The sequence below is a fragment of the Pseudomonas sp. RT4P38 genome, assembly GCF_054897765.1.
The window spans coordinates 3,812,276-3,836,441 of record NZ_CM142703.1 but is presented as its reverse complement, the minus strand read 5'-3'; the positions used below and the strand labels follow the sequence as shown (position 1 = coordinate 3,836,441).

Annotated in this window: 26 protein-coding genes and 4 pseudogenes; 21 read left to right on the top strand and 9 right to left on the bottom strand. The window is 52.7% G+C overall.

The features are described from left to right. Window positions 1-143: 143 nt before the first annotated feature. Together ACYZT7_RS17755 and ACYZT7_RS17750 are read right to left on the bottom strand one after the other, a co-directional pair. Window positions 144-506, bottom strand: coding sequence for a hypothetical protein (locus ACYZT7_RS17755; RefSeq protein WP_462037577.1), 363 nt, complete (start codon window positions 504-506; stop codon window positions 144-146). Between the two features lie 50 nt (window positions 507-556). After that, entirely contained in the window at window positions 557-1,429 is an 873-nt protein-coding gene (locus ACYZT7_RS17750) for a hypothetical protein (protein WP_427630147.1), read from the bottom strand. 393 nt (window positions 1,430-1,822) lie between these two features. On the opposite strand from ACYZT7_RS17750, the gene ACYZT7_RS17745 reads away from it, so the two are divergent. From ACYZT7_RS17745 to ACYZT7_RS17710, 8 genes and pseudogenes are all read left to right on the top strand, one after another. Continuing rightward, a complete protein-coding gene (locus ACYZT7_RS17745; protein WP_462037576.1) occupies window positions 1,823-2,647 on the top strand; it encodes a WYL domain-containing protein in 825 nt (274 codons plus the stop codon). A gap of 27 nt (window positions 2,648-2,674) precedes the next feature. Next, on the top strand, window positions 2,675-3,364 hold the full coding sequence (locus ACYZT7_RS17740; RefSeq protein WP_462037575.1) for a hypothetical protein: 690 nt from the start codon (window positions 2,675-2,677) through the stop codon (window positions 3,362-3,364). 412 nt (window positions 3,365-3,776) lie between these two features. Further along, window positions 3,777-4,109, top strand: coding sequence for a hypothetical protein (locus tag ACYZT7_RS17735; protein WP_462037574.1), 333 nt, complete (start codon window positions 3,777-3,779; stop codon window positions 4,107-4,109). A gap of 134 nt (window positions 4,110-4,243) precedes the next feature. Further along, the gene (locus ACYZT7_RS17730) at window positions 4,244-5,863 is read left to right on the top strand and encodes an SIR2 family NAD-dependent protein deacylase (RefSeq protein ID WP_462037573.1); all 1,620 of its coding nucleotides are present in this window, start codon (window positions 4,244-4,246) and stop codon (window positions 5,861-5,863) included. Between the two features lie 344 nt (window positions 5,864-6,207). Next, window positions 6,208-6,585, top strand: coding sequence for an IS66-like element accessory protein TnpA (tnpA, locus tag ACYZT7_RS17725; protein WP_158243614.1), 378 nt, complete (start codon window positions 6,208-6,210; stop codon window positions 6,583-6,585). After that, on the top strand, window positions 6,582-6,926 hold the full coding sequence (gene tnpB, locus ACYZT7_RS17720; RefSeq protein WP_020723502.1) for an IS66 family insertion sequence element accessory protein TnpB: 345 nt from the start codon (window positions 6,582-6,584) through the stop codon (window positions 6,924-6,926). The genes tnpA and tnpB overlap by 4 nt, the downstream gene beginning before the upstream one ends. A gap of 37 nt (window positions 6,927-6,963) precedes the next feature. Next, window positions 6,964-8,469 (top strand): annotated as a pseudogene (gene tnpC / locus ACYZT7_RS17715) (IS66 family transposase). Between the two features lie 3 nt (window positions 8,470-8,472). Then, on the top strand, window positions 8,473-9,051 hold the full coding sequence (locus ACYZT7_RS17710; protein ID WP_034112255.1) for a plasmid pRiA4b ORF-3 family protein: 579 nt from the start codon (window positions 8,473-8,475) through the stop codon (window positions 9,049-9,051). A gap of 421 nt (window positions 9,052-9,472) precedes the next feature. On the opposite strand, the gene ACYZT7_RS17705 is transcribed toward ACYZT7_RS17710, so the two are convergent. Beyond that, window positions 9,473-9,922 carry an antitoxin Xre/MbcA/ParS toxin-binding domain-containing protein gene (locus tag ACYZT7_RS17705; RefSeq protein WP_462037572.1) on the bottom strand — a complete coding sequence of 150 codons (450 nt, stop codon included), beginning with the start codon at window positions 9,920-9,922 and terminating at the stop codon, window positions 9,473-9,475. A gap of 45 nt (window positions 9,923-9,967) precedes the next feature. Continuing rightward, window positions 9,968-10,276: a helix-turn-helix domain-containing protein gene (locus tag ACYZT7_RS17700; protein WP_462037571.1), complete on the bottom strand. Its 309-nt coding sequence runs from the start codon at window positions 10,274-10,276 to the stop codon at window positions 9,968-9,970. Window positions 10,277-10,367: 91 nt separating this feature from the next. On the opposite strand from ACYZT7_RS17700, the gene ACYZT7_RS17695 reads away from it, so the two are divergent. The 3 genes from ACYZT7_RS17695 to ACYZT7_RS17685 are packed head-to-tail and all read left to right on the top strand — an operon-like array spanning window position 10,368 to window position 11,654. Further along, complete coding sequence (locus ACYZT7_RS17695) at window positions 10,368-10,790, top strand: hypothetical protein (protein ID WP_462037570.1); 423 nt, start codon at window positions 10,368-10,370, stop codon at window positions 10,788-10,790. Between the two features lie 9 nt (window positions 10,791-10,799). After that, on the top strand, window positions 10,800-11,174 hold the full coding sequence (locus ACYZT7_RS17690; protein ID WP_462037569.1) for a hypothetical protein: 375 nt from the start codon (window positions 10,800-10,802) through the stop codon (window positions 11,172-11,174). Window positions 11,175-11,189: 15 nt separating this feature from the next. Continuing rightward, window positions 11,190-11,654: a hypothetical protein gene (locus tag ACYZT7_RS17685; protein WP_427630134.1), complete on the top strand. Its 465-nt coding sequence runs from the start codon at window positions 11,190-11,192 to the stop codon at window positions 11,652-11,654. 171 nt (window positions 11,655-11,825) lie between these two features. Here the strand turns inward: ACYZT7_RS17685 and ACYZT7_RS17680 are convergent, their stop codons facing one another. Further along, window positions 11,826-12,017, bottom strand: coding sequence for a hypothetical protein (locus ACYZT7_RS17680; RefSeq protein ID WP_462037568.1), 192 nt, complete (start codon window positions 12,015-12,017; stop codon window positions 11,826-11,828). 182 nt (window positions 12,018-12,199) lie between these two features. Here ACYZT7_RS17680 and ACYZT7_RS17675 point away from each other — a divergent pair, with 182 nt between their 5' ends. From ACYZT7_RS17675 to ACYZT7_RS17655, 5 genes are all read left to right on the top strand, one after another. Continuing rightward, a complete protein-coding gene (locus ACYZT7_RS17675; protein ID WP_462037567.1) occupies window positions 12,200-13,471 on the top strand; it encodes a TIR domain-containing protein in 1,272 nt (423 codons plus the stop codon). Window positions 13,472-13,883: 412 nt separating this feature from the next. Next, window positions 13,884-14,300 (top strand): TIR domain-containing protein, encoded by a 417-nt coding sequence (locus tag ACYZT7_RS17670; RefSeq protein ID WP_462037566.1) that lies wholly within the window; start codon window positions 13,884-13,886, stop codon window positions 14,298-14,300. A 103-nt stretch (window positions 14,301-14,403) separates the two neighbouring features. Beyond that, window positions 14,404-15,678 carry a tetratricopeptide repeat-containing protein gene (locus tag ACYZT7_RS17665; protein ID WP_462037565.1) on the top strand — a complete coding sequence of 425 codons (1,275 nt, stop codon included), beginning with the start codon at window positions 14,404-14,406 and terminating at the stop codon, window positions 15,676-15,678. A gap of 62 nt (window positions 15,679-15,740) precedes the next feature. Beyond that, the gene (locus tag ACYZT7_RS17660; protein WP_462037564.1) at window positions 15,741-16,217 is read left to right on the top strand and encodes a TIR domain-containing protein; all 477 of its coding nucleotides are present in this window, start codon (window positions 15,741-15,743) and stop codon (window positions 16,215-16,217) included. Window positions 16,218-16,221: 4 nt separating this feature from the next. Continuing rightward, the gene (locus ACYZT7_RS17655) at window positions 16,222-17,085 is read left to right on the top strand and encodes a DUF4231 domain-containing protein (protein WP_462037563.1); all 864 of its coding nucleotides are present in this window, start codon (window positions 16,222-16,224) and stop codon (window positions 17,083-17,085) included. An 83-nt stretch (window positions 17,086-17,168) separates the two neighbouring features. Here the strand turns inward: ACYZT7_RS17655 and ACYZT7_RS17650 are convergent, their stop codons facing one another. From ACYZT7_RS17650 to ACYZT7_RS17640, 3 genes are all read right to left on the bottom strand, one after another. Next, complete coding sequence (locus tag ACYZT7_RS17650) at window positions 17,169-18,011, bottom strand: hypothetical protein (protein WP_462037562.1); 843 nt, start codon at window positions 18,009-18,011, stop codon at window positions 17,169-17,171. Window positions 18,012-18,286: 275 nt separating this feature from the next. After that, a complete protein-coding gene (locus ACYZT7_RS17645) occupies window positions 18,287-18,805 on the bottom strand; it encodes a phage infection protein (protein WP_462037561.1) in 519 nt (172 codons plus the stop codon). Between the two features lie 138 nt (window positions 18,806-18,943). Next, window positions 18,944-19,510, bottom strand: a complete 567-nt coding sequence (locus ACYZT7_RS17640) for a phospholipase D-like domain-containing protein (RefSeq protein WP_462037560.1) — start codon at window positions 19,508-19,510, stop codon at window positions 18,944-18,946. A gap of 297 nt (window positions 19,511-19,807) precedes the next feature. On the opposite strand from ACYZT7_RS17640, the pseudogene ACYZT7_RS17635 reads away from it, so the two are divergent. After that, window positions 19,808-20,295 (top strand): annotated as a pseudogene (locus tag ACYZT7_RS17635) (IS21 family transposase); the annotation flags it as partial. Next, window positions 20,283-20,743, top strand: a pseudogene (locus ACYZT7_RS17630) (helix-turn-helix transcriptional regulator); the annotation flags it as partial. The pseudogenes ACYZT7_RS17635 and ACYZT7_RS17630, both read left to right, overlap by 13 nt. Before the next feature lie 198 nt (window positions 20,744-20,941). On the opposite strand, the gene ACYZT7_RS17625 reads toward ACYZT7_RS17630, so the two are convergent. After that, window positions 20,942-21,865, bottom strand: a complete 924-nt coding sequence (locus ACYZT7_RS17625) for a LysR family transcriptional regulator (protein WP_462041819.1) — start codon at window positions 21,863-21,865, stop codon at window positions 20,942-20,944. A 105-nt stretch (window positions 21,866-21,970) separates the two neighbouring features. On the opposite strand from ACYZT7_RS17625, the gene ACYZT7_RS17620 reads away from it, so the two are divergent. From ACYZT7_RS17620 to ACYZT7_RS17610, 3 genes and pseudogenes are all read left to right on the top strand, one after another. Further along, window positions 21,971-22,723, top strand: a complete 753-nt coding sequence (locus ACYZT7_RS17620) for an SDR family NAD(P)-dependent oxidoreductase (protein ID WP_140678581.1) — start codon at window positions 21,971-21,973, stop codon at window positions 22,721-22,723. Window positions 22,724-22,937: 214 nt separating this feature from the next. Continuing rightward, window positions 22,938-23,249 (top strand): annotated as a pseudogene (locus ACYZT7_RS17615) (nuclear transport factor 2 family protein); the annotation flags it as partial. A 483-nt stretch (window positions 23,250-23,732) separates the two neighbouring features. After that, complete coding sequence (locus ACYZT7_RS17610; protein WP_140678585.1) at window positions 23,733-24,137, top strand: nuclear transport factor 2 family protein; 405 nt, start codon at window positions 23,733-23,735, stop codon at window positions 24,135-24,137. Window positions 24,138-24,166 lie beyond the last annotated feature (29 nt).

Genomic DNA, 24,166 nt, shown 5'->3' with positions numbered 1-24,166 from the left:
GGTGTAAGCGTCAATTCACCGAAAGGGTGACCATCCACGTGTAAATGAAAAATCCCCAGAGCTATTTGGCCTGGGGATTTTTTGTGTTGGATCGACCCTAATATCTCATCACAGCAATATTGTTGCGGCCTTCACTGGAAGCTTTACGGTGACTTCCGCGCTCGTGCTTTCTGAATCATGTCGTCTAACTGAGCGATCATTTCGTCGACATCGATCTCGTGCCATTTATCACCGCAATCTGTCGCAATAATCATCTCTGCAAACTCCGAGCTGCACTCTTGGTTGTCATCCATGTGTACCTCTGCAACAGAAGTAAACACCCAGACACCGGTTATCTCCTGGCCGGTTAATCGTCCGCGATCTTGGAGCGACAGCAGCGCGGAAAAATACTTGCTGTCTCGTAGGCCTGGATGGGCCGACATCACCTCTCGGCGAAGCGCCGGTGAGGCGATGCCACCCTTGGCAAGCCGCAGGATCAAATTTTCCAACTCCGTTGTATCGTCCATGGGAATCTCACTGCCAGTTAGTCAAGCGGACGCGGATATCGGGCATTGAGTCAGAGGTTTTCTGCACCCAGGTCGTAGCCTCGCATGAACAAGCTATTCTCGATGGCCATCCGAATGTTTTCAGGCTGCTCGACGTTGCGGAACTGGGTATCGAGTAAACGAGCACGCTCTGCGACTTGGTTCAGTACATAGCTGGCGCGCAGGTTCCAGCGCGCATGGTGGGATCCGGATCGCAGGCGTTTGAAGTGCAAGGTGCGAGTGCTTGGGTTGCGGCGCTTAGGGGCTATTGCATTCGTACCTTCCTTCGCGGCGGCCCATGGAAAGCACAAAGCATCAGGTACTTTAGCCAAGGCATTCGCCTTGCAGTATTCAACGACCAACGCCCCAAGGCCCGCTGCGACTCGGCTGTCATAGATGCAGATGCCAGGGCACAACAAGGAATACACTTTGGTCATCCCCGAGTTGAATCGCAATGCTTTGGATCGCAGTACGGGCGAGTGTTCATCACCCGTCATCAATGCCGATTGCACCGCCTGGATCGTGCGGCCAAGGCCATTTTTGTTGGCCTTGAGCCAGTCTACGTTGCGAGCGATGACGCCGCCCCAGGCCATGATATCGATGACCGCTTGAAGCATAGGTGCGTCATCGCTGCCGGCGGCGATGATATCCTCGCGCAGTGCTTCGAGGGCTCCAGCATTGGCTGCGGCAGAAATGCCGGATTTGTATCCCAAGCGCTCGTTGCCAGGGAAGTTCCAACGGTAGGACTCATAGGCGCCAAACAGGCTTTCGCAGGACCACTTGGCGCCGTTACGGCGATCAATGTATTCGTGCTTAAACAGGGTCTTGGAATCAAGCTCGGCAGCCAGCCAAGTGATGAAGTCAGCGACATGGGGAAGAGTAGCGTAGGTCTGTTGGGTCTTCATTTGATGCTCCAGTGGGTTGGCGATTTAAGCGCAAGATTGCGTGCCAACGAGGAGATGTTATTCACTGGTAGGACCATATTTTGTCCTCATTTTGATAAAAGGAATTTTTCTTTGGCCGGGTCGAAATACTCTGCTCCAGACCGGGAGCGACGTCGAAAGGCGCTGCGGAAATTGCTTCAGGACGCAACCACAGCGCAGAAGACTGAACAGCTACACAGCGTCCTGGAGGAGCAGTTCGGCCCTTATTCGATTAGAACGACTCGTCGGGATCTTGTCGCCATGGCGGGTCGGCCAGGTTTGGTAAAACCGCTTCCCAAGGATCCAACCGCGAAGTCACTGTTGTGGGCCGAGGGGCGAGGAAGTGTTGATTTGACCTTGTCTCCCATGGAGTGCATGACCCTCACCGCCATGTTCCAGCACGCTGATCGTTTCGGCTTTCGGTCGGACACCGAGGACCTCACGAAGCTCAGAGAGTATGCGTCGACGGAATTGTGGAAGAAGACCCATCGCGACCTGGTTGCAGAAGGCCGCATCACTACCGGAACCCGGTTCACGGTTCTCAAGCCAGGCGCGTACAAGGAAGAGCACCTGAGAGTCATTCAGGAGGCGCTGCTCGATGGCGTCATCAGCCTGGACATTGTTTATCGCCCGAGAGATGCCGGTAACGCTGAGACGTGCTGGTATCGGCTGAAGCCGCTTGCCCTTTCATACCAGGATTCGAACATTTACCTCACCGCGCTAGTTCACCAGGAGCAGTGGCCTGAGGGGCTCGAGCCACCTGCTGATGCGCCTCGTGGCAAGTACAGCAGCAATGGTCCTGGGAAGACGTGTGCGCTTATGCTTCACCGGATGGTGGAAGTTAAGACCCATTGGATGGAAATACCTGAGCGAACCGCCTACGACTTTGGCTCCGTGGAGGTTCAGAAGGACCTCATGACGATCCACAGTGTCGGGCCAATCGATATCGAACTCAGCCTTAGCGATAACCTACACAATCGCTTGAGCGAAAACCCGCTAGCAGAGGGGCAGGTGATCACTCCGAGTGCAGAAAGTTGGATGCTCAAGTGTCAGATAGCCGATACGCAGGGGCTACGTTTGTTCCTTCTGGGCAACGCTGGAGACATCCAAGTTGTCGCCCCACGCCATTTAAGGGATCACATTCGAGGTGTCTTGAAACAGGCTCTTGAGATCTACGACAGTGAGTTGTCATCCCAATGAGGGACGGTATAGTCCTCGACTTTGATCATGAACACACCAAAGGAACAGGTGATGCCGCTCGACTCGCTTCAAGTGAAAAAATTAAGTGACGCAGTCAATGGCTACTCGTTTCCGACGGCCCACTTTGACTTCTTAGCCCAAACCCCAGTCATCGGCCTTTCTATGGCCCAGTTGGAGACTCGCATTCGGCAGCAGCTGCTCAGCTCATCACTGGTAGATGTAAAAGATGGCCTGTCGAATATTTTGTATTGGGGATTTACGCAAATGGGAGGGCTGGCTGTAGTTCGTGTGGAGCGCTTCCGGTCTGCTGTCACAGATGCACAGCTTGAACAGGCATCGGCGTTGTTTGCAAAGCACCGGCGCCCAGCGCTTTACGACATCGCACGTCTGAAGCTGCCGCAGTTTTCGAAGGTATCATTTGCAAGCAAGATTCGCATGTATCTTGATCCTATCCGCTCGGCGACACTGGACAGGCAGATCATGCAAATGCATCGAGTTCACAAAGATACCGTGTTAGGTGAAATTAAAGAGGACTTGACCAGCATTCCCACGACCATCGTGAATTCGAATGCTTATGAGGTCTGGTGCGAGCGTCTCGGTCAAATCGCTCAAGCGTATTTACCTTCCGCTCGAGTCGTTGACATCGAGCGTGGGCTCTTTCAGATGATTCAATCGGGGGATGTGGCAGGGGCCGCTGGTATTCTGAAAAACGCCTAGAGGGCGAAGCTCGCATTCGGGTTAGTCAGCCTTGGCTGCCCCAAATAGGTAAAAGCTGTTAATCGGAATTGGGGTTGCCCGCTAAGAAGGTATATCAACTTTAATGATATTGCCCCTCTCACGAGGGAAGCGGCCAGGGGATAGCGGGGTACCCGAGAGCACTAGCGTGGATCTGATTCCAGAAGCTTTGCTGAAAGCTTCCGAGATATTGGCCTTCTGATAAATGGAGTGATAATAGCTCCCGTAATTTTTTACTGGTTGAAATATGATGTCATTTTTCTGCGAAACGAAAGCGTCGATGCAAAGGCCTGAGTGGAAAAATATTATGTGTCCGTCTCACTCTGCCAACTCGGACGTTGACTGTCTTCGTCACCGTTGGGGATTTCACAACTTAACGATAGGGTGACCATAAATGGCAGTAGAGTTGAGTGAGGAGGAGATGCGCCAGGCGCTATTTGGCCCGTCGAAACAAGCCCAGTCAGAGCCGTCAGTGACAACACCTCCTCCCGCGTCGCAGCCTGAGGTGGAGCTTCAATGTCGGCCGCCTAGTCGACCCGCATCGAAGCCTCTGTCGCCTAAACTGCGAGTAACGCTGCACGTAACAAGAGAATTCGAAGGAAAAGTAGAGGTCTTAGTCTTTGATGCGAACACGCTCAGTACTCTAACTGCTGAGCAGGAAGCCAAAGCTGAGGCGAAGAAGCGGAAGTTTAGATATTTCGATGTGGTCTCAGTTCTGCCCATTTAGTCCTTATGATCCATGCAGGCGAGCACCTTTGAGTTCGCACAATTTTATCCAAACTAAAACGGTTTGACGGAACGCGAAAATTCGATTCCGCTCGCCACATTTTGATTACTCAAATATTCACTGGGGGCGCAAGGATGGCCACGAAGTACCTACAGTTTTTCCCGAAACCGGTTTTGGATGATCTTGTCTCCGGCCGTTGGTTGCCCATCGTAGGCGCGGGGATGTCGTTGAACGCGCACGTTCCCTCTGGAGCGCGGCCCCCGCTTTGGGGGGAGCTTGGAAAGATTCTAGAATCCGATCTCGCGGACTTCAGTTCTACGGGGCCGCTTGATGCAATTTCCGCCTATGAGCACGAATTTGGCCGGGCACGACTGATGGATCGGTTATCGCAGATATTACTTCTTCACGAAGCGCAGCCGGGTGAGGCACATCGCAGCTTTTGCTCTATACCGTTCGATATTGTTTGCACCACCAATTTTGATTTCCTTTTAGAGCATCAGTATCGATTGGAGCCTAGGGTCGTATATCCCATTTTGGAGGAAGAGCAGCTGTCGCTTAACGCATCCAAGGCTGGGACCGCTCTTCTGAAGCTGCACGGCGACCTGCATCACCCCAATAGGATGGTGGTCACCGAATCTGACTACGACGGATTCTTGGCAAACTACCCACTTTTCGCTACATACCTCTCGAATCTGCTGATCACAAAAACAGCTGTTTTGATCGGCTACAGTCTGGATGACCCGGACTTTCGCCAGATGTGGCACGTTGTGTCTCAGCGCTTGGGGCGCATGCGCAGAATGGCGTACACGATCGTCGTAGGAGCCAAACCGTCCGATGTTGCAAGGTTCGAGCGGCGTGGCGTTAAGGTGATAAATCTTCCGGGGACTAGGGAGCGTTACGGTGCCGTGTTAGCCGACGCATTTGCCGAGCTGCGAGAGCTTGTCATGGAGAAGGTGATTAGCGTCAGCAAAGTCACAGAAGAAAAGCCGCTTAGAGAGCTTTCGCTGCCCAGAAGCGCAGCAACACGGCTCTGCTTTTTTTCTGTCCAGCTGGACTTGTTACCTTTTTACCGTGAGCGTGTTTTTCCTGCGGTGGAAGCCATCGGGCTTGTGCCTGTTACTGCGGATGACGTAGTGGCTCCTGGTGACAACATCAGCGCAAAAATTGAGGCGCTGATCGATCGCTCCGCAGTTATGGTTATAGAGTTATCATCGTCATGGACCTTTGCCGAACTGCGGATGGCGCTGGCGCGCAAGAGCAAAGACTCCAAACCATTCGAACTCATCTTGGTTGTCAAAGATTACCAACAGATTCCAGCAGACGCTGCGGAATTTCAAGTGCTGCATCGACAAGAGTCATGGCTAGGCGATTCGGATGAATTTGTAGATCAGTTGATCCAGAGTTTGCGACGCATCGTTCCAGATGGAGAGCATTCTAGAGGGTCAGAGGCGAGAAGATTATTGGAGGCTAAGGAATATCGAGCGGCGGTAATTGCGGCGATGACGCACCTGGAAGCGATGCTCAGGGAGCGAATGCAAAAAAGTGCATGGTCCGATGTTCGAAGGCCCATGAGCTTGAGGCATCTGGTCGATCAGGCTGCGGAGCAAGGGCTCATTCCTATTAGTTCAAAACCTGAAATCATGAATTGGGCCCATATAAGAAACGATGTCGTCCATACCCAGGCGGCGGTCACACCGAAGGTGGCCAAAGCCATCGTGACAGGGGTGGAGAGGATAATTCAGGAGCGCGAATAGCTTATCGCCAAGCGAAGTGTCCACCCCACCAAGTGACAGTCTGTAAGCGGGCCGATGCACCAACTCACGGAAAAATTCGGGCACTTTTGGAGTGCCCGAGGGCGTGTAGGCGGCGAAATATCATTTCTGAATTCTAGAGTGCCGTTCGAACTGGTTTCCAACCAAGCCAGTTGCTGACTAGGTTTAAAATCCCGGAACAAAAGGGCAGGCAAGTTGTTTGTCCCGCCCTTCTTTTTGCTGTTTAGTCAGATTAGGCTAGTTCGTAACCGTCCGGCCAGCACCCTCTCCTGACAGCCCTCCAAATTGGCCAAGATAGTGGACACCATTTTTTAGTGGACACTATCTTGGATACAGTTGCCCCCGCTCGTCGAACCGGCCGCCGCCCCAACTTCCCGTTGGACTTCAAACGCCAGGTCGTTGAGGCCACGTTTCAGCCTGGCGCCTCCGTGTCGTTGATCGCTCGTGAGCATGACGTCAATGCCAACCTGGTGTTTCGCTGGCGGCACCAGTATCAGGAAGGAGCCTTCGGCCCGGTTAACCAGAGTGCAACATTTTTGCCTGTCCAGGTGATCGAGGCGTCGCCGGATGTCTCGCAAGCCGCCCGGCCTCAATTCGAGTTTCATTCCGAGCTGGTTGTTGAAGTGGGTAAAGCCACGCTACGCATCACTGGCACGCCAGAACCGCAGACCTTGCAACTCATCTTGCAGCAGTTACTGCGATGATTGCTCCTCCTGCTGGAACCCGCATCTGGATCGCCGCCGGCGTCACGGACATGCGCCGTGGCTTCGACGGTTTAGCCGCGCTGGTGCAGACTCAGCTTGAAGCCGATCCTTTCTCGGGTCAGATCTTTGCTTTTCGCGGACGGCGCGGTGACCGGATCAAACTGCTATGGTGGGACGGCGACGGGTTGTGCCTGTTTTGCAAACGGCTGGAACAAGGGCGCTTCGTCTGGCCGCAAGCAACCAGCGGCAGCGTGTCGCTGACGGCTGCGCAGTTGTCGATGCTGTTGGAAGGCATTGATTGGCGCAGGCCAATTCGTACAGCGCCCGTCCTCGCGGTCTGACTTGCCACGCTGAAAAAATCCCAAGTAACATTCGGTCATGACTCTCGCGACCGACTCCCTGCCTAACGATCTTCAAGCCTTGAAGGCTCTGGTCTCTGCCCAGCGGGCAGAGATTGAGCGTTTGAAAATGATGATCGCCAAGCTGCGTCGTATGCAGTTCGGTCGCAGCTCCGAGCAACTGGACGCGATGATCGATCAGCTCCAACTGAGTCTTGAAGAGTTGCAAGTCAGCCAGACTGAACTGACACCGCCAACCGAACCGCCATCTCGCCCTGTCTCTCGGCGCAAGCCATTACCTTAACACTTGCCTCGCGAAATTCACGTCCATCAGCCTGAATCAAAATGTTCTGGCTGCGGTGGGAAACTTCGCCATTTGGGCGAGGATGTGTCGGAGGTGCTGGAGTACGTCCCGGCGCGTTTCAAAGTGATCCGCCATGTTCGCCCGAAGCTGGTTTGCCGCTGCTGCGAGCACATCGCTCAGGTGCCGGCACCGAGTCGCCCGATAGCCCGAGGCCTTGCAGGCCCTGGGCTACTGGCCCACGTGCTGGTCTCCAAGTTTGTTGACCATTTGCCGCTGTATCGGCAATCCGAGATTTACGCCCGTGAGGGCGTGGAGCTGGAGCGCTCAACCCTGGCCGACTGGGTCGGCCAGAGCAGTCAATTACTCAGGCCGCTGATCAGCGCCCTTGAACGCCATGTCCTGAGCGGCCATAAAGTCCATGCCGACGACACGCCGATTGGTGTACTTGCGCCGGGCAACGGCAAAACCAAAACGGCTCGCCTGTGGACGTACGTGCGGGACGACCGACCTGCGGGCGACTCAACACCGGCAGCGGTATGGTTTGCCTACTCGCCGGATCGCAAGGGGCAACATCCCCGCGCTCATCTCAAGAGTTTCAGCGGGATCTTGCAGGCTGACGGCTACGCCGGTTTTGCTCAGCTTTATGCTAAAGGCACCATTCAGGAAGCCGCCTGCTGGGCTCACGCCCGCCGCAAGTTTTACGATGTCTACAAAGATCAGGCTTCACCACTTGCCAGCGAGGCGCTGCAACGGATTGCGGCCCTGTATGCCATCGAGAGCGAGATCCGAGGACAGCCGCCAGATCAGAGAAAAGCGGTTCGACAAAGCCGGGCCAGTCCGCTGCTGGAACAACTACACGCATGGCTTAACCAGACGCTGACTCAACTGTCGAAAAAATCGGCATTGGGCGGTGCGATCCTCTATGCCCTCAACCGGTGGCAGGCGCTGACGCGTTACTGCAATGACGGCCGAATCGAAATCGACAACAATGCCGCCGAACGCGCGTTACGCGCCGTCGCATTGGGTCGAAAAAATTACCTGTTTGCCGGTTCCGATGCAGGCGGAGAACGAGCGGCTGCGATTTACAGCCTGGTGGGCACTGCCAAGTTAAACGGGTTAAATCCACAGGCCTATCTGACCTACGTGCTTGAGCGCATTGCCGAACACTCGATCAATCGGGTGAGCGAGTTGCTGCCCTGGAACATTTCTTTGAACCACACTGAACACTGCGAGGCCGCCTGATCCATGGTTAAAACTGTCCGTTTACCCAAACCCGCCTCCGACTTGTTGCTGCTGCACATTGAGCTGAAGTGGATCACTCCGACGATCTGGCGTCGGTTCGCGGTGCCTGAAAATATTACCTTGGGCAAACTGCACCATGTCATCCAGGTCGTGATGGGCTGGAGTGATAGCCATCTGCATGAGTTTGAAATTGCCGGTGAGAATTACGGTATTCCCGATCCTGATGGCTGGGGGCCGACGGTGAACCCGGAAGCCCGTAAAACGCTGATCAAGGCGCTGAACGGAAAGCGGACATTTAATTATCTTTACGACTTTGGTGACAGTTGGCATCACCGTATCAAGGTCGAAAAAATGCTACCTGCTATTGCCTGTCCTCAGGTTCCGTATTGCATCGACGGCGCCAATGCTTGCCCACCGGAAGACGTAGGAGGCGGGCCTGGCTATGAGGAGTTTCTAGAAGCGATGGCCAACCCCGATCATCCAGAGCATGACGCGATGGTTGAATGGTATGGAGATGTTTTTGATCCAGCGGCATTTGAGTGCGAGCGCGTGAACCAGTGGTTTAAACGGATTAAGATTTGAGTTGCAAGACGGTGTAGCTCGGACGCTTACGCTAGTTCGGCCTTGGCCATGGCAATATTCGCTTTCGGTACGTCTGCCACGGCATGCAGTCTTACATGCCTAACGGCAGCTCGACGTGCACTCCTCATTCGAGCAGGCTGGAATCTAGATGAAAATGGCCTGTTCGGAGTCCCCGAGATTCGAGTTGTGGTGTCTGAGAAAACGCACATCACTATTCTAAAAGCACTCCGAATTCTAGGGTTCGGCTCGTCGCGGCATTTGGTTGCCCCAGTCGATGAGAATGGCCGTATAGATCCATTGAGAATGCCTGCTCAGGATGAAAGGACGATCGTTTGCCTTCAGGCTCAGATGAAACAAAAAGCTCTGCATCTCAATCGCGTGTAATTTCCTCATACCTTCGGAGGGAAAACTGACCTAACGCTCACGCCGCGACTCCGTTTTCGATCTTCCAAATGAAAGTCTCTACTAATTTCATACCAACGAAGGTGGATAGCAGCTCCGCTGGCGTCTTCTGGTCCAAGGCCAGGGCAGGTCGATTCAGCCACTCCTGCGTAGCTAATTTGTCTCCTCCAAACAGGCCTAGCGCGGCGTAGAGGACGATTGCGGTTTGAAAGAAATAGTCGCTTTCTTTCAAATTCAGGACACCTTTCTTTAACCATCGTTTGCGGGCGGACGGTTTTACACCAATGAGTCGAGCCAATTTGCTGGGCGCTAGTCCGATCAGCGTACTCAGGTCATTGAAGAGGGAGGCGGGCAGTCCATCACGCATGAGTTTTGAACTCGTCGACCAATCTGATTTGGCCTCAAGCATTCCCATGAGCAATTTCGGAAGCGGCTCGGTCTCTTCAAGGTCATTGATGTAATCGATCATTTGAATGTCTCATCGGATCCGCGCAGATTTGAATACCACCCCAGCCTAATCGTCCAGGTCCGTCTCGTCATTCTCAAGTCCGCCCCAAGAAAGGTCTGCCTGGATCTGCTGAATGAGCGAATTAAGATCTTCGTACGGCGAAGCTTCTAAGTAGCTTGCAATCACAAGGCTTGCTGGATGGACGCTCATAACCGCCGCGAGGTCTCCAACCTTATCCAGCGTGGGCGATCGCATACCTCTCTCAAGCTGGCTCATGTAGCCGCGACTCGTTACCGATACAAAATCCTCCTGAGTGAGCTTCCGTCGCTTTCGTAGTTTTTTCAGCGCGTTAGCAAATGCAGCATTCAGTTCCATTTTCTCATCTCATAAAAGAGATGATGAAGCATGAAATGAGCACTATAATGCCACGCACTATACTGCTCATTTCTACTTTTCGAGAAATTATATGTTTGAAACCTATGAGGCGGCGAGGCTGCCGGTGCTGCCGTCTTTCGGGCTCAGCACGACTCACTGGGCCTTCATCGCTCAGTCCGAAAATCGCGAGTGGTTTTATGTGACCCACCAGTATTTTCAGGATGGCGATGCCGAATGCGTGTGCACTCAGCAGTTTTTGATCCCAGATGTCATGGGCCTGCTGAGCTTGGTGCAGTCGGACTCGGACACTGCCTTCGTCAGTGGCGTACAGCTTGTATCGCCCGGATGGTTGAACGGTATGGACGAGTGGCGGATGGAAACGCTTTCAAAGCTGATCGTCATTCCGGGTGAAGAGTGCAGCAAATACTCCTACCAGGTTGCGAGTGGGAGTACTTATCCAATTCCTTCCGCTGATACACAGCCGGTGGGAAAAATCATATGGCCAGTCAGGTAGAAGTCCCCAATGAGCCCAGACCGCGAGCATTTGCTCTGCAAGCCAAACCTGTCGCTGTTCCCGAATGCCACGATCATCAACGATCACTTCTTCTGGGGGTTCGAATGTGGTGATGGTTGGTTCGATATCCTCAACCATGCATTCGCCCTCGTTTCCGCACGAACAGATATCAGCCCAGGCTGTGGCGAGGTGACCGTCGTGGAGGTGAAGGAAAAATTTGGAGGGTTGAGAATTTATTATCAAGGTGGTGATGATTTTGTCGAAGGGGTTTTCAACCTTGCGGAATCAGCCTCGGTTCACATTTGTGCCATCTGCGGTGATCGCGCCCCAAATCGACGAATGCATTATCACCACCCGCGATGCGAGATCCATTATGGGGACTGACCGATGAGATACAGCATGGCGAACCGCGAAAGGTTGATTGAAGTCCTGCACAAGCAGCTTAAATGCGGCGATTCGCTGATCGACCTGGATGAGGTTCGAAGCTACGTCTCTTCACCGAGATTGTTTGACGTCACCGTGCGAAATCTGAAGCCTTCGCTGGAGTGTGTAGGCGACACATTCTTGGACAAGCGCTCGATGCTTGCGGATTGGCCGCAGCGGACATACGGCACTTCTCTGGAGAAGTGGAAGGCAATGTCGTCCAGCGCTGAGCTTATTGACGATTTTCATCACAACGATAGTAGCGTTGCGAAGATCCAGGTGTGGTCATTCGAACCCTCGAGTATCGGAGAGGAGCAGCTTCGCCTCGCAGTGGCTTTGTCGTACACCGCAGCCGAGTTCCGTGCAGAATCCAGAATCGTAGGCTCGCTAAACCATGTGCTCAACAACCTTGGATTTTACGTCGATGGAGATCGCTACTGACCGTATTTTAACGGGTAGGGCGAGACAGAGCGCAAACAAGCAGGTTTGTGTCCCGATTTTCCGCGCCGTTGCACCCAAAATGTTTGATGTAAAACGAGGCTGCAAATACACCACTAACGAAGGAGTAACGCGATACCGCGGCTCGCATGGCCTCAAGGCTCTGCTTCGGGATTAGACTAAGACTGCCAAGTATTTATTAAGCTTGTCTTCGCCTTCTTTGGTAAGTCTAAAGTAACGCTGCAAAAGATCAGCCTCGGCATCATCGACCGCGTTAAAATAAGCGGCGGGCAGGTTTAATTCTGCCGCTAGGCGTTCGACTAATTCGGGGTCTGGCATCCGCTTGCCCAACTCGTACCGATTCATCCTGGTGCTCGCGGATGCTGGCTCTTTGTTGTGTTTACTCTCCCCGCATTCTGAAAAACCTCCGCTCGACGAGGACGTCGACGGGCGCCGTGCGTTGGGAAATGACAATCCAGCCACTGGCGTAAGCCCACACCTCAAGATTAATGTGTACGATCCGCTGTAATCACCCGTCGAGATTCACGATGACCGCAGAACAATCATTCAAGTACGAAGTTGCTCTCTCGTTTGCTGGTGAGCAACGCAGCTATGTCGAGCGCGTTGCCCGGTCATTGAAAGGGTTCGGGGTGAGCTGCTTTTTTGATACTGATGAAGCCGTTCTTCTGTGGGGAACGGATGGCATCGTGTCACTTGACGGTATTTACGGTACCGATGCGCGGTACGTGGTTATGTTCGTATCTAATGAATATGTCGCCAAACCTTGGTGCAAGGTCGAACGGTGTGCGGTCTTGGCCTCGCGCCTTGAGCGCAACGATGACACCGTGCTCCAAGTGGTTTTCGATCGCGTCAAAGTCCCAGGTATGCCGCCCAGCGAAATTTACATTGAAGCCAAGAATTTCGAACCTGAGCAGCTTGCCTTGCTGATATGCAAGAAACTGGGTGTAGACCTGTCGACTCAGAAGGCAAGCGTGGTGGCGCCCCCATTCAGCCCTGAAGACGCGAAAACTGTGCGGTTCGGCTACGGCAGCTATGGAGGTCGACACACCATAGGTTCAGGGGATTGGAGTTTTGAGCTTCACTTCAGCAGAGCAAGCAGCGAGTCGATTCATATTTACAACGACACCCCAACAGTTCGGGGCTTGGCCTTTGCTCCTGGTGCCTGGGAGTGTTCAGATGTAACGGGCGCGGCCTCATTAGATTTCTCATCGCCCAACCTCAGTCCCCACGTCGGTTCGCTGTTTGTCGTACAAAACCATCTGGGTTTTTATGCTCTCGTAAGAATCGAATACATCGCAGACCAATCCCGAGGCTCAGAAATCGACGAGCTGATTTTCAGCTATCGGATTTTGCGGGACCGCAGTGATGATTTCAGCAAGGTTTCGCCGTTCCAGCCCCTTGCGCCCAGCATTGCGCTCGATTTTGACGTGGCCAACGGGACATTGAGCATACATAACACCACCAGGGAGCCCATTAAATGGTATCTGACGGCAACTGATACCTCCGGTTTTCCTCCTCCCCCGAATGCTACTTATCGGGAGCTGGATGCCGTCACGGTCGCTGGTGGTAAATGGATGCCGGCCTTGAACTGTAAATTCGAAATGAAGCCCATGCCTCCGCGGTCGGTCCGGGTCAACGACCTTCACATGGACATCTACATCTCAAACAGTATCGATGAGTTCTACAGAATTCGATTTGTCTTGAAGATGACCTGTCGGGGTAAACCGGACGGTGAAGCAGCCTTGATCAGTGTCGTAAGCCGTTTAGAGGCGGCTGATTTACTGGATACTGATGAGTAACAAGCGCCCAGACACTCGACTTCTTGTGACGCCGGAGCAGAAGTCTCGGGTGCTCCGAACTGGTGAAAGCAAAGCAAACTTATCTCCAAGGTCAGGATACTCTCAGTAACGACAGCTTTTCTCAAAAAAACGACTATCGATGCCTGGTGGGTGTTGATTTCGCGCCGGTTTCTGTCATTGTGGGATTATGGGTGTCATGCTTGGCCTCGAAATCCCTCTGCATGACTACGTAAATTGGTCGGTTTCATCTGCATCCAATAATTACATACGCTCCTTGCTGCGGATTATTCGTGTCTGTTTGATTAAAACAGCTGCGTGAGAATCTGTGCATGGTTGTTCGGTGTGGCTGTCAGGCATTTTGTTCGGTTAACGTTCCTATCTAATAAATTTACAATCAAAGGGAAGTGTATTAATGGCTAAGCATAAGGTTTTTATCAGTTACGACCACTCGGAAGACGTTCTCTACAAGCGTTTGCTGCAAGCTTGGGATGCCAACAAAGATTTCGATTTCGAGTTTGACAGTCGCGGGCCGGACGTAGCTATTAACAGCACCAATGCGGGTGTGGTAAAAACCGCGCTGACGAAGATGATGATGGAAGCGACCCACATCCTGGTACTTGTCGGTGAAAAAAGTCATGAAAGCGACTGGATGAAGTGGGAAATCGAAAGAGCCAAAAAAACTGACGTTAAGCTCAAAATTACAGCCATCAAGCTTGCTCAAGATAACAAATCTCCAGCAGGCTTGTTGAACGTCGGAACCGCATGGGCAACCAGTTTTACGAGGGATCGAATCGTCGAAGCATTGAACAAAGCGTCGAACGGTTACTGACCTTTTAGTACTTCAATTCAAGCCTAAGCTAACCCCACTGGATTATTTCGAAGTGCCTTAGGCGCTTCGGGATTCTCTCTGCTCCCGATTTAAGAGTGCCGTCATGCCTGGTACAGATTTACATGCTGATTCTGAAAATATGAAAGTATGTTTCGTTATTATGGGATTCGGGAAGAAAACTGATTTCGAATCAGGCCGCACCTTAGATCTGGATGCTACGTACGAATCGATTATTCAGCCTGCTGTAGCTGCACAAAACATGCGGTGCATTCGTGCAGATGAAATCGTGCACTCGGGGATAATTGACACGCCAATGTACGAGATGCTGCTTCGTGCAGACCTGGTCATCGCCGATATCTCCACTGGTAATGTCAACGCCGTGTACGAGCTTGGCGTCCGGCACGCTTTGAGGCCGAATTCGACCATCATAATGGTCGAGGATGAAGGAAGGCTGTATTTTGACCTTAACCACGTCAGCACCTTTCGCTACAACCACATCGGCTTTGATATCGCGGCAAGAGAGGCGAGGAGGGCCAGTGCTGCCCTGGGAGACCTAATTGCCAGCGTAATGGTCTCGAAACAACCCGACAGTCCCGTGTACACATTCTTGCCACGACTCCAACGTCCTCGTCTAACCGACGAGCAGTTCGCTGACTTATTGGATGACGCAGAAGCTGCGCAAACTCGCCTCGCGGGCCTGATGCATAGGGCTCAGATGTTTTCCGATACGAGCCGACATGCTGATGCCAAGGAGACTCTGAAGCTCGCGGCTGTTATTAAACCGGGAGAGCCCTTCATTCTTCAACAACTGGCGGTTGCTACCTACAAAGCGAAGGTTCCGACCTTATCAGTCGCATTGTTTGAAGCGATGGATGTGTTGTCCGCTCTGACACCTGACAGTTCTAATGATCCAGAGACGCTGGGGATTGCTGGTGCTATCTGCAAGCGGCTTTGGCTCGAGCTAGATGAAAGGCACTATCTCGATTCGGCCATTAAGCACTACGGCAGAGGTTATGAGGTCCGCCGCGATTACTACAACGGAGAGAACCTGGCACTCTGCTACGAATACCGCGGTGAGAAACAGTCGGATGCGGACGAAATGAAGTTCGATTTCATGTCGGCGCGCAAAGTTCGTGCCTCAGTCGTTGAAGGATTGGAGCGTATTCTCGCAGAAAGCGATTCTGTCGATCGATCAGACATAAAGTGGGTATACGCCACCCTCTCAAATTGCTATCTGGCACTAGGTCACGCGAAGGAGGCCGTCGCTTACGAAGCCGAATTCATGATTAACATGTCAATCCAATGGATGATTGAGACCTTCCAGTCAGGAAAGAGTGAAATCATCAACCTCGATACTCGCAGACAACAAAACGCTTAGTCTGCTGTGCGATATCGATTTCTAGGAATAAAGCGACACTGATTGTGTAAAAGGAATTTTGTATGGTGACTCGGAAAGTCATTGTTGGCTTCACCAGCAGTGACGTTCACATGTTTGGGATCATGCTCGGCTGGAGCGATGCAGAGTACGCGGATGTTAGCTTATCGAACTGTAATCTCATTGGCGCGCTAGATCCAGAAGATGAAGGACAGATCAAACAAAAATGCAGGGAGCACCTCAGGGCTGCGGATACATTCGTGATCCTGATCGGGAAAGATACTCGCTACAAACATAAGTATGTGTGCTGGGAGCTTGAGGTGGTAATCGAAAAAGGTTGTCGCATCATTGCGGTCAATCTAGATAATGCAAGAACCATGGTAGAGCATACGTGCCCATCGTTACTCATAAGCGCAGGGGCGATTGTCGTACCTTTTTCAGCCAAGATTGTTTTATATGCGCTCGAAATTTTCTCAAAAATGTCTGCCAAGAACTACTACTATGGCGATGATATTTACAAAAACTGGGTTATTAGGGAGTAGCGTCGTGCAGGAAAAAGACTTTCCAGCGTTGTATCAATCTACAGATCAGCTATCGAAGGATCGCCAGGGGGATTTTTACCGTGCCTTGGGCGTGAATCTGTTTCTTCTGGTTTGTGCAGCCCTGCTTTCCGTGATCAATTTCCCTCATTGGTCCATGGCCGTGTTGCAAGCACTCACGCTGCTCGGAGCGCTGGGATGCTCGGTTTTCCTCGCAACTCAACGTCCTGAAAGATTCTGGTATGCGGGTCGGGCTGTCGCAGAATCGATCAAGACTTTGACCTGGAGGTACATTTCCAAAGCCGAACCGTTTGACGATGAAGATGATGCTGCGAAAGAAGTTTTCAGACGGAAAATTAAGGCCGTTTTTGACCAGAATCGCGATATCGCTAGCGTCCTGACCTCCCACCTGGACAGCCCTCAGATCAGTGAGGAAATGTCGCGGCTTCGCTCGCAGAGCTTGGAAGCGAGGAGGGCGGCGTACCTGGAGCATCGCATCGAAAATCAGCTGGCTTGGTACAACGCAAAGGCGACTTCCAATGCCCGCGCAGCCAAGTGGTTCTTCAGATTGTTGATCGGCGTCAACGTTGTCGCAATCATATTAGCCCTCGTCAGAATTGCCTTTCTGACCGCGCCTTATTGGCCAACCGACGTGATGGTGGCTGCCGCAGCAAGTCTACTCAGCTGGATGCAGGCGAAAAGGTACACCGAACTGTCAGCGTCCTACGCCTTGACCGCCTTTGAGATTCAGTTTGTCCGAGAACAATCTCAGGTAGAGATGACCGAACAAAGGTTTTCCTCATTCGTGGGGGACGCCGAAAACGCCTTCTCCAGAGAGCATACGCAATGGGTTGCGCGCAAAGATAATTGACGAGTTGGCTGTGGCCTGTAGGTCAGCGTCACAGCCCGACTTTACCCACGCAGAGGTTTGTTCAGCTACATCGGGTCTCTTGGTCAGCCTCCGCGCAAAGTCCGTATCCTGGCGAGCAGCTGAGCCTCTAACGTAGCCAGGCCGTCATTGTTCGGGTGGTAATGCAGATACCGAAGGTGAGCGAGGTCGAAAGGGATATCAGCCTGGTTTTGCGTGATCAGGATTACCTCTTTGCCCCAAGCGTGCGCTAAGCCAATCTCGTAAAACACGTTAGCGTTTCGGCCTGTGCAGTCGCATACCACGATTGCAGACCGATCAATCAGTGCAACAACGTCCTCCATAACCGTCTGGTGGTCCCAGATATCATCGGCCCGGTCACATCTCATACCTGCCGACCCCGCGGCCCGCTGTATGGCTGCAAGTACTAAGGCAGAGTTCGCAAATGGCATCATTACAGATAGCTGGTCGTTTACGAGTGTCGCTGTCTCCGGTAACTGGAAGATCCTCGGATGACGACGAGAACCTCTCAACTCGGTCAGCATGAATCTGAAAAGATCGACATCCTTCACCGCCCAATGTGTGCGCGAAAATTCGTAGTCATTGATGCCGAGCCTGGAGCGCAAGCGATAGATTTCTGCGATAGGGATCGGGGGGACATTCGCGTCGTAGATGTAATCTAAAAGCACCTGACCTCGAGCCCCGTCTCGAATACTCATAATGGTGCCAACCCTTGCAAACTCTTCCCCGTCCACCCGCATTTCATCCATAAAAAGGGTCGGCATGGCGGTCAGAGCGGCGATGTTAAGTGCCCCGTCAACTCTCATTTGGGTTACCAGCGCAGGGGTCGTGTACTCCAGAATTCTTCCGTGACTGAAAGTGTCGTGATTGTCCGCCCAGCCACCGGCGTTAACCAATAAATTGAACATGAAACCGCACTCCTTAGCATGCTCGATATCCCGTGACTGTGCATTTCACAACGCTACACATCCCGCCGGAATGCACATCATATCGTGTCGGCACACCTCGGTCTCACCAACTTTGCCCTAGATTTTTCCATCTTACTGGGTTGGCTTTTCGCCAAAAGAATTACCCCCAGTAAAGTAGGATGCGCACCCATAAAAAAACCCGGCTATATAGCCGGGCAAGTGGGGAGCAGAGCAACGATTGAAACAGGAATTTCGGGTCGTACCTAAGAAGTACTTTAGGCCGCTCGATTCTGGATCAGGCGATCGGAACCACCTTCAGCCAAGCGGCGCTCAGCCAGACGATCTGCACCACCTTCGGCTACACGATTCTGTTGCAGATGATCCGAGCCACCTTCAGCTACACGATTCTGAATCAGGCGATCGGAACCGCCTTCAGCCAGGCGGCGCTCAGCCAAACGATCTGCACCACCTTCGGCTACTCGATTCTGTTGCAGGTGATCCGAGCCACCTTCGGCTACTCGATTCTGTTGCAGGTGATCCGAGCCACCTTCAGCTACACGATTTTGAATCAGGCGATCGGAACCGCCCTCAGCCAAGCGTCGCTCAACCAGACGGTCTGCACCGCCTTCGGCTACGCGATTCTGTTGCAGGCGATCCGAACCACCTTCAGCAACACGACTTTCAATCAAGCGATCCGAGCCGCCTTCAGCGAGGACTTGTTTAGCGGAAGAAGCTGCAAAGGCGTTTGCCGCGAGTACCGAGAAAGCGATGCTAAGAATGATTTGGCGTTTCATGGCTGCGTGCTCCGGATCTAATTGGTCGGTATGGAGTGGATGTTACGCGCCGTATTATTTAAGAGAACTTCATTGGGTCGATGGTGACTATCGATGACAGGAATGTTTGCCTCTTTGGCCAGAATCTCACCATCTGGTTCAAGGTTTGTATCGCGCTACGAGGTGCTCGAGATAATCGTTGAACATTTCATGCTGCACGTCTCCGACGGTTCCGTGGTGAACCGTTGACAACTCATCATTGTGAACAAGGCCTCCCGCGGTGATATTGGCTGAGCCAACGATCGCCGCGTAGCGCGTGTCAGACTCGAAGTAGTAGAGCTTCGTATGCAGCCGAAATTTCTTGGGGACCACCACGTGCCTTAGGGCACTCAATGTCGCGAGGGAGGGTATACACGACCGGGCGGTATTCTCCGCATTCGTGAAAATTGTGATCTCTGTTCCACGTCCAAGTGCTGCGGCTAAATGTTCAACGAGGAGATCCACACCGCACTGTTTGATCCATCCGGAACAGATGACAATTTTGTCCGCATTGTTGATTAGATCGGTGACGACAGAAAGATGGTTCCGTCCCCAATGGTTTGAAATGACTTCCACGTGTTGGCCCTGCAACAGAAATAGGGGCGAGTCTACACAGTGGTATGGGTTGCTGCTGCGCGGGTGATAAGGCTTCTGCCGGTCCACCGGGTTGATGAACGCCTCGATCATCCCGGCGCTCAGGTCGTGATTGCCCCTGGCTGTCACGGATTTTTGGCGAGTGCTGAGGCGAGATAGAATGTAAATCGATATCCATTTTTCCAGAGCATTCAGGAATTGGTTTTCTTTGCCCGTTCCTGCGTTGGAGTCAATCCTCAGATTTGCTTGAATGCTCTGTTGAACGCGTTTTCAGACGAATATCCTACTCTGCTCGAAATCTCGGTGATGTGTTGCCGCTGACCCAAAACTGACCCAGGTGTTCAACTGCTTCTGCTCACTTTTCGAGCAGGAGAACACAGGGTGATCAGCATGGAAATGTTGGGAAAAATCCGGCGGATGTACTTCCTCGACAAGCTCTCGCTGCACCAGATAGCCAAGCGTACCGGGCTGTCGAGAAACACCATCCGAAAATGGGTCAGAGCGCCCGAAGCCACTCAGTCGGCGTACCAGCGGTGCGCGACCTTCAACAAACTCAGCCCATTCCACGACACGCTGGAACAGGCACTCAAGGCCGATTCGTTCCGGGCAAAGCACAACCGCAGGAGCGCCAAAGCACTTTTCGAGCAGATCAAGGCCGAGGGTTATGACGGCGGCTACAGCCAGCTCACGGCGTTTGTACGCTCGTGGCGAGGTGAGCAAGGCAAGTCTTTACGCGCTTTTGTACCGCTAACGTTTGCGCTCGGTGAAGCCTTTCAATTCGACTGGAGCGAAGAAGGGCTGCTGATCGGTGGCCTGTTTCGACGCATCCAGGTCCCCACATGAAGCTGTGCGCCAGTCGCGCATTCTGGTTGGTTGCATAGCGCTTTTACGCGCAGAGTCGAGTGGTGAGCAGGCTGGCTCCAAATTCATGCTCGATGCGCTATCCCAAGCTTTGTTTACCTTGCTACTGCGCGTTCACCTAGCAACGCACCGGCTAGCGGCACATTGGCGCTGCTCGCAGATAAGCGTTTAGGCCGAGCTTGGCAGAATATGCTGGAGGATCCGGGGCGCGATTGGACCATTGAAGCCTTAGCAGAAGCGGCCACGATGTCGCGAGCAACCTTCATGCGTGCATTCGCGAAGGTTGCCGGAACATCTCCATGGGTGCTCTTAACCCAGATTCGGATGGAGCTGGCATTCAGTCTGCTCAGCCGATCACACCTCGGTCTAATCGACATCGCCGAGCAGGTTGGGTATCAGTCTCAAGCGGCGTTTAGCAAGAAATTTAAGGAAATCTACGGGGAGGCGCCGGGGTCGAGTTCGTAAAGCGATTTAGCTCACGTGTCTCCATCATCAAACAGCGCGAGTTCAAACCGGCGACCGTTTGAAGCCTTCAACGAACCTCTTCGCTGCTAGCTTCACCATCGAATATCCGTCATCAGTGACCTCAGCCAAATCACCGATTGTACAGGCCGCTTCCTAACGGCCGACATTTGCCAAGTTTATGCTTACCCACCCGGGAGCCTAAGAGCGATTATTCATGCGCCACGCCGGATCAGATAATTTGGCTATGAGAAAATCCGCGAGCACATCCACTTTGGCTGGCCGGGTGCGAGCAGTCGGCGTCACAAAATACAGGCCTCCCTCCTGCATGCTCCACTCTGGCAGTACCACTTGAAGTCTTCCGTCGCGAAGATACTCACTGGCTACGAATTCCGGAAGTTCAGCAATGGCAATTCCTGCAAGTACGGCAGGGATCAGCGCTTCTACGTTCGTGACACGAAGTGAGCCAGCGGCCGAAACGCTGACCTCATCTCCTGATTTATTGAGTAAACGCCAGACGTCACTCTGGGCTCGATAGGCGTATCCCAAGCAGTTTCGACCGACGAGTTCATGCGGGTGTTTTGGATGACCATGCTGTTTGAGGTATCCAGGAGACGCCACAAGATAGCGAGCTACTCGGCTAATTCGTCGTGCCACTAGCGACGAATCGGGAAGTATGGCGATCCGCATCGCAGCATCGAAGCCTTCCCCAATGAGGTCGACTGACGCGTCGGACAAGTGGAGATCGACTGACACTTCGGGATAAGCGAGAAGAAATTCCGGTAGGATTGGGGCCACCCAGCGGACGCCGTAAGTCATCGGTATTGCCAACCGCACGAGCCCTCTAGGTTGTGACGAAAGTTCGCGTGCGAAACCCTCTGTTTCTTCAGCCTCTCGGTACAGGCGACTAGCGCTTTCCGCTATGTTGCGTCCGAACTCTGTGAGTGCGAGCTGTCGGGAGGTCCGATTTAAAAGACGGGCACCAAGCCTTTCTTCCAAGCGTCCAACTCCTCGTGAAACCGTCGCGACGGAGACACCCATCACCCTCGCAGCCGCCGCAAAGGAACGCTCCTCAGCTACCTTTGCAAACATCGCTAATCCTTCAAAATCCGGCATCTTTGACATCGACAGTTCTGCAATGATGGTTTGCAATCAATTCTATTTCGAAAGGTAGGGTTCGTCGATATTCTTCGGTCATGCGCTTTCCGGCGCCAACCTGAGGAACGTCAAATGTCACGCAAACTTGAAGGTAAAATCGCCGTCGTCACCGGCGGAACCAGCGGCCTTGGATTGGCAACCGCTATTCGTTTCGCTAAGGAAGGTGCTCATGTTTACATCACCGGTCGGCGCAAAGCTGAGCTTGATGCTGCTGTTTTAGCTGTCGGCAATGCAACCGGCGTTCAGGCCGACTCTTCCAAACTGGATCAATTGGACGCGTTGTACGAACAGGTGAAAGCACAACACGGTCGTGTTGACGTTTTGTTTGTGAACGCCGGCGGCGGTGAAATGAGCAATCTGAAAGATGTCACTGAAGAGCATTTCGACGACACCTTCGGCCGAAATACCAAAGGCGTTCTTTTTACGGTCCAAAAGGCGCTGCCACTGCTGTCCAAGGGAGCTTCCGTGATTCTCACTGGCTCTACTGCGGGTAGTGTTGGCACCCCAGATTTCAGTGTTTACGCCGCTTCGAAAGCAGCCGTAAGGTCCTTCGCCCGTAACTGGATCCTCGACTTGAAAGGTCAGGAAATTCGCGTGAATACTCTTAGCCCTGGTCCGATCAAGACGCCAGGTCTCGTAGAATTGGCAGGCCCAGACGCGGCACAGCAGCAAGGTCTGCTGGATCACTTTGCTTCATTGATTCCAATGGGCCGCGTTGGCGATCCAGATGAAGTCGCAAAGGTAGCAGTATTCCTGGCCTCTGATGATTCAAGCTTCGTGAACGGCAGTGAAGTATTTGTCGACGGCGGCATCGCCCAAATTTGATCCGGAACGTATTGGGAAAGTGTGAGCTTTCCCAATACTGGTCAATCTATTAACAACAAGATTGATTTGAAATGGACACCAAATTGGGTCGCGGCAGCGGCTGAGCATTCAAATGAATAACGAAGACCAAACGCAGCAATGATAGATGTCGCCAAGCTTTATTTTATTAAAGGTGATGCTTGCGATCTGACAATATTGGACCTTTTTTAGTGACGATGTTCAGCTGTATTTTCCCAAGTTTGGAACGCGTATTGGGAAAAATGAGATTGTTGCATTTATTCAGGGTTTGATGGGGAATCTCGGCGGCCTAAAGCACGAGGTAGAGCACTACAACTACATCGCACTGGGAAATACAGTGGTTGTAGAGGGAGCCGAGAGCGGAGTCATGAAAAACGGCTCGCAATGGCCAGTTGAAGGGCGATCCGAAGGTCGGTTTTGCAACGTATTTGAGTTTCAAAAAAAACGACTGACAATGGCTGCCGATCCTGCGCGTGTATTGGCGCCCAATGGCTTAATCGGGCGGTGAGTGCTTACTTCAACTACCTCGCGGTGCCAGGAAACTTGAAGCTGTTGAGTGGCTTCAGGAAGCCATACGCCGACACTGGCGTCAGGATCTCGGGCAACGCAGCTAGCGAAATCGGCTGCAATGGTCTCGCTTCGGGTGGCTGACAGATCACTACATACCGAGCCCAAAGAGTGCGCACCCGTACCATCAGGATCGCTTCGCTTCACGCACTTGCGGCAGGAGCCGTATGCGGTAGGTCTGCACGTTCCGATCTGTGCGGGTGGGGCAGGTGACTGCCATCCCTACCGCGACCAAAAAAGGCCCATATGGTTACCATTGCAAGGCTAATCACTACCGGGGTGGCGCTTAGCATTAGCAGTGATCGCAGTCGTGTTTTTAAGGCTGCTGGTGTATGTCGCTGAGATTATCTGTGTCCAGTGATCTAACCTCTGCTTCGACGCCAACACTATCTAATCCTTCAAAACGACCAGAAGTTTACTGACGATGAACGGGCAAGCCAATTTCGAGTTCGCACAGGACTTTTTGCAGAAACTGGGCAGTGGCGACGCTGAGGCATTAGCGCTCCTATTCGCTGAAAATGCGAATTGGGAAATTGCGGGTGACGTGGGAGCGCTACCTTGGCTCGGCAAGCAGCAGGGCAAAGAAGCAATTGTTAATTTCGTAAGGGACACTGCGACTCTGCTCACCAGCGAGAGCTTCACTGTTCAGGATATTTTGGCGAATGAACATCGCGCAATGATCCTGGGTGCGCTTGCATCACGGGTCAACGCCACGGGCAAACTCATTGAAACATCATTTGTGCTTGTGCTGGAAATCAGCAATGGGCTGATCAGTAGTTTCAAGATGCTCGAGGATACGTTTGCCGTGTCGCAAGCCGCTCGAGGCTGATCCGTCCTATCGAGCGCATTGTTCTCCGG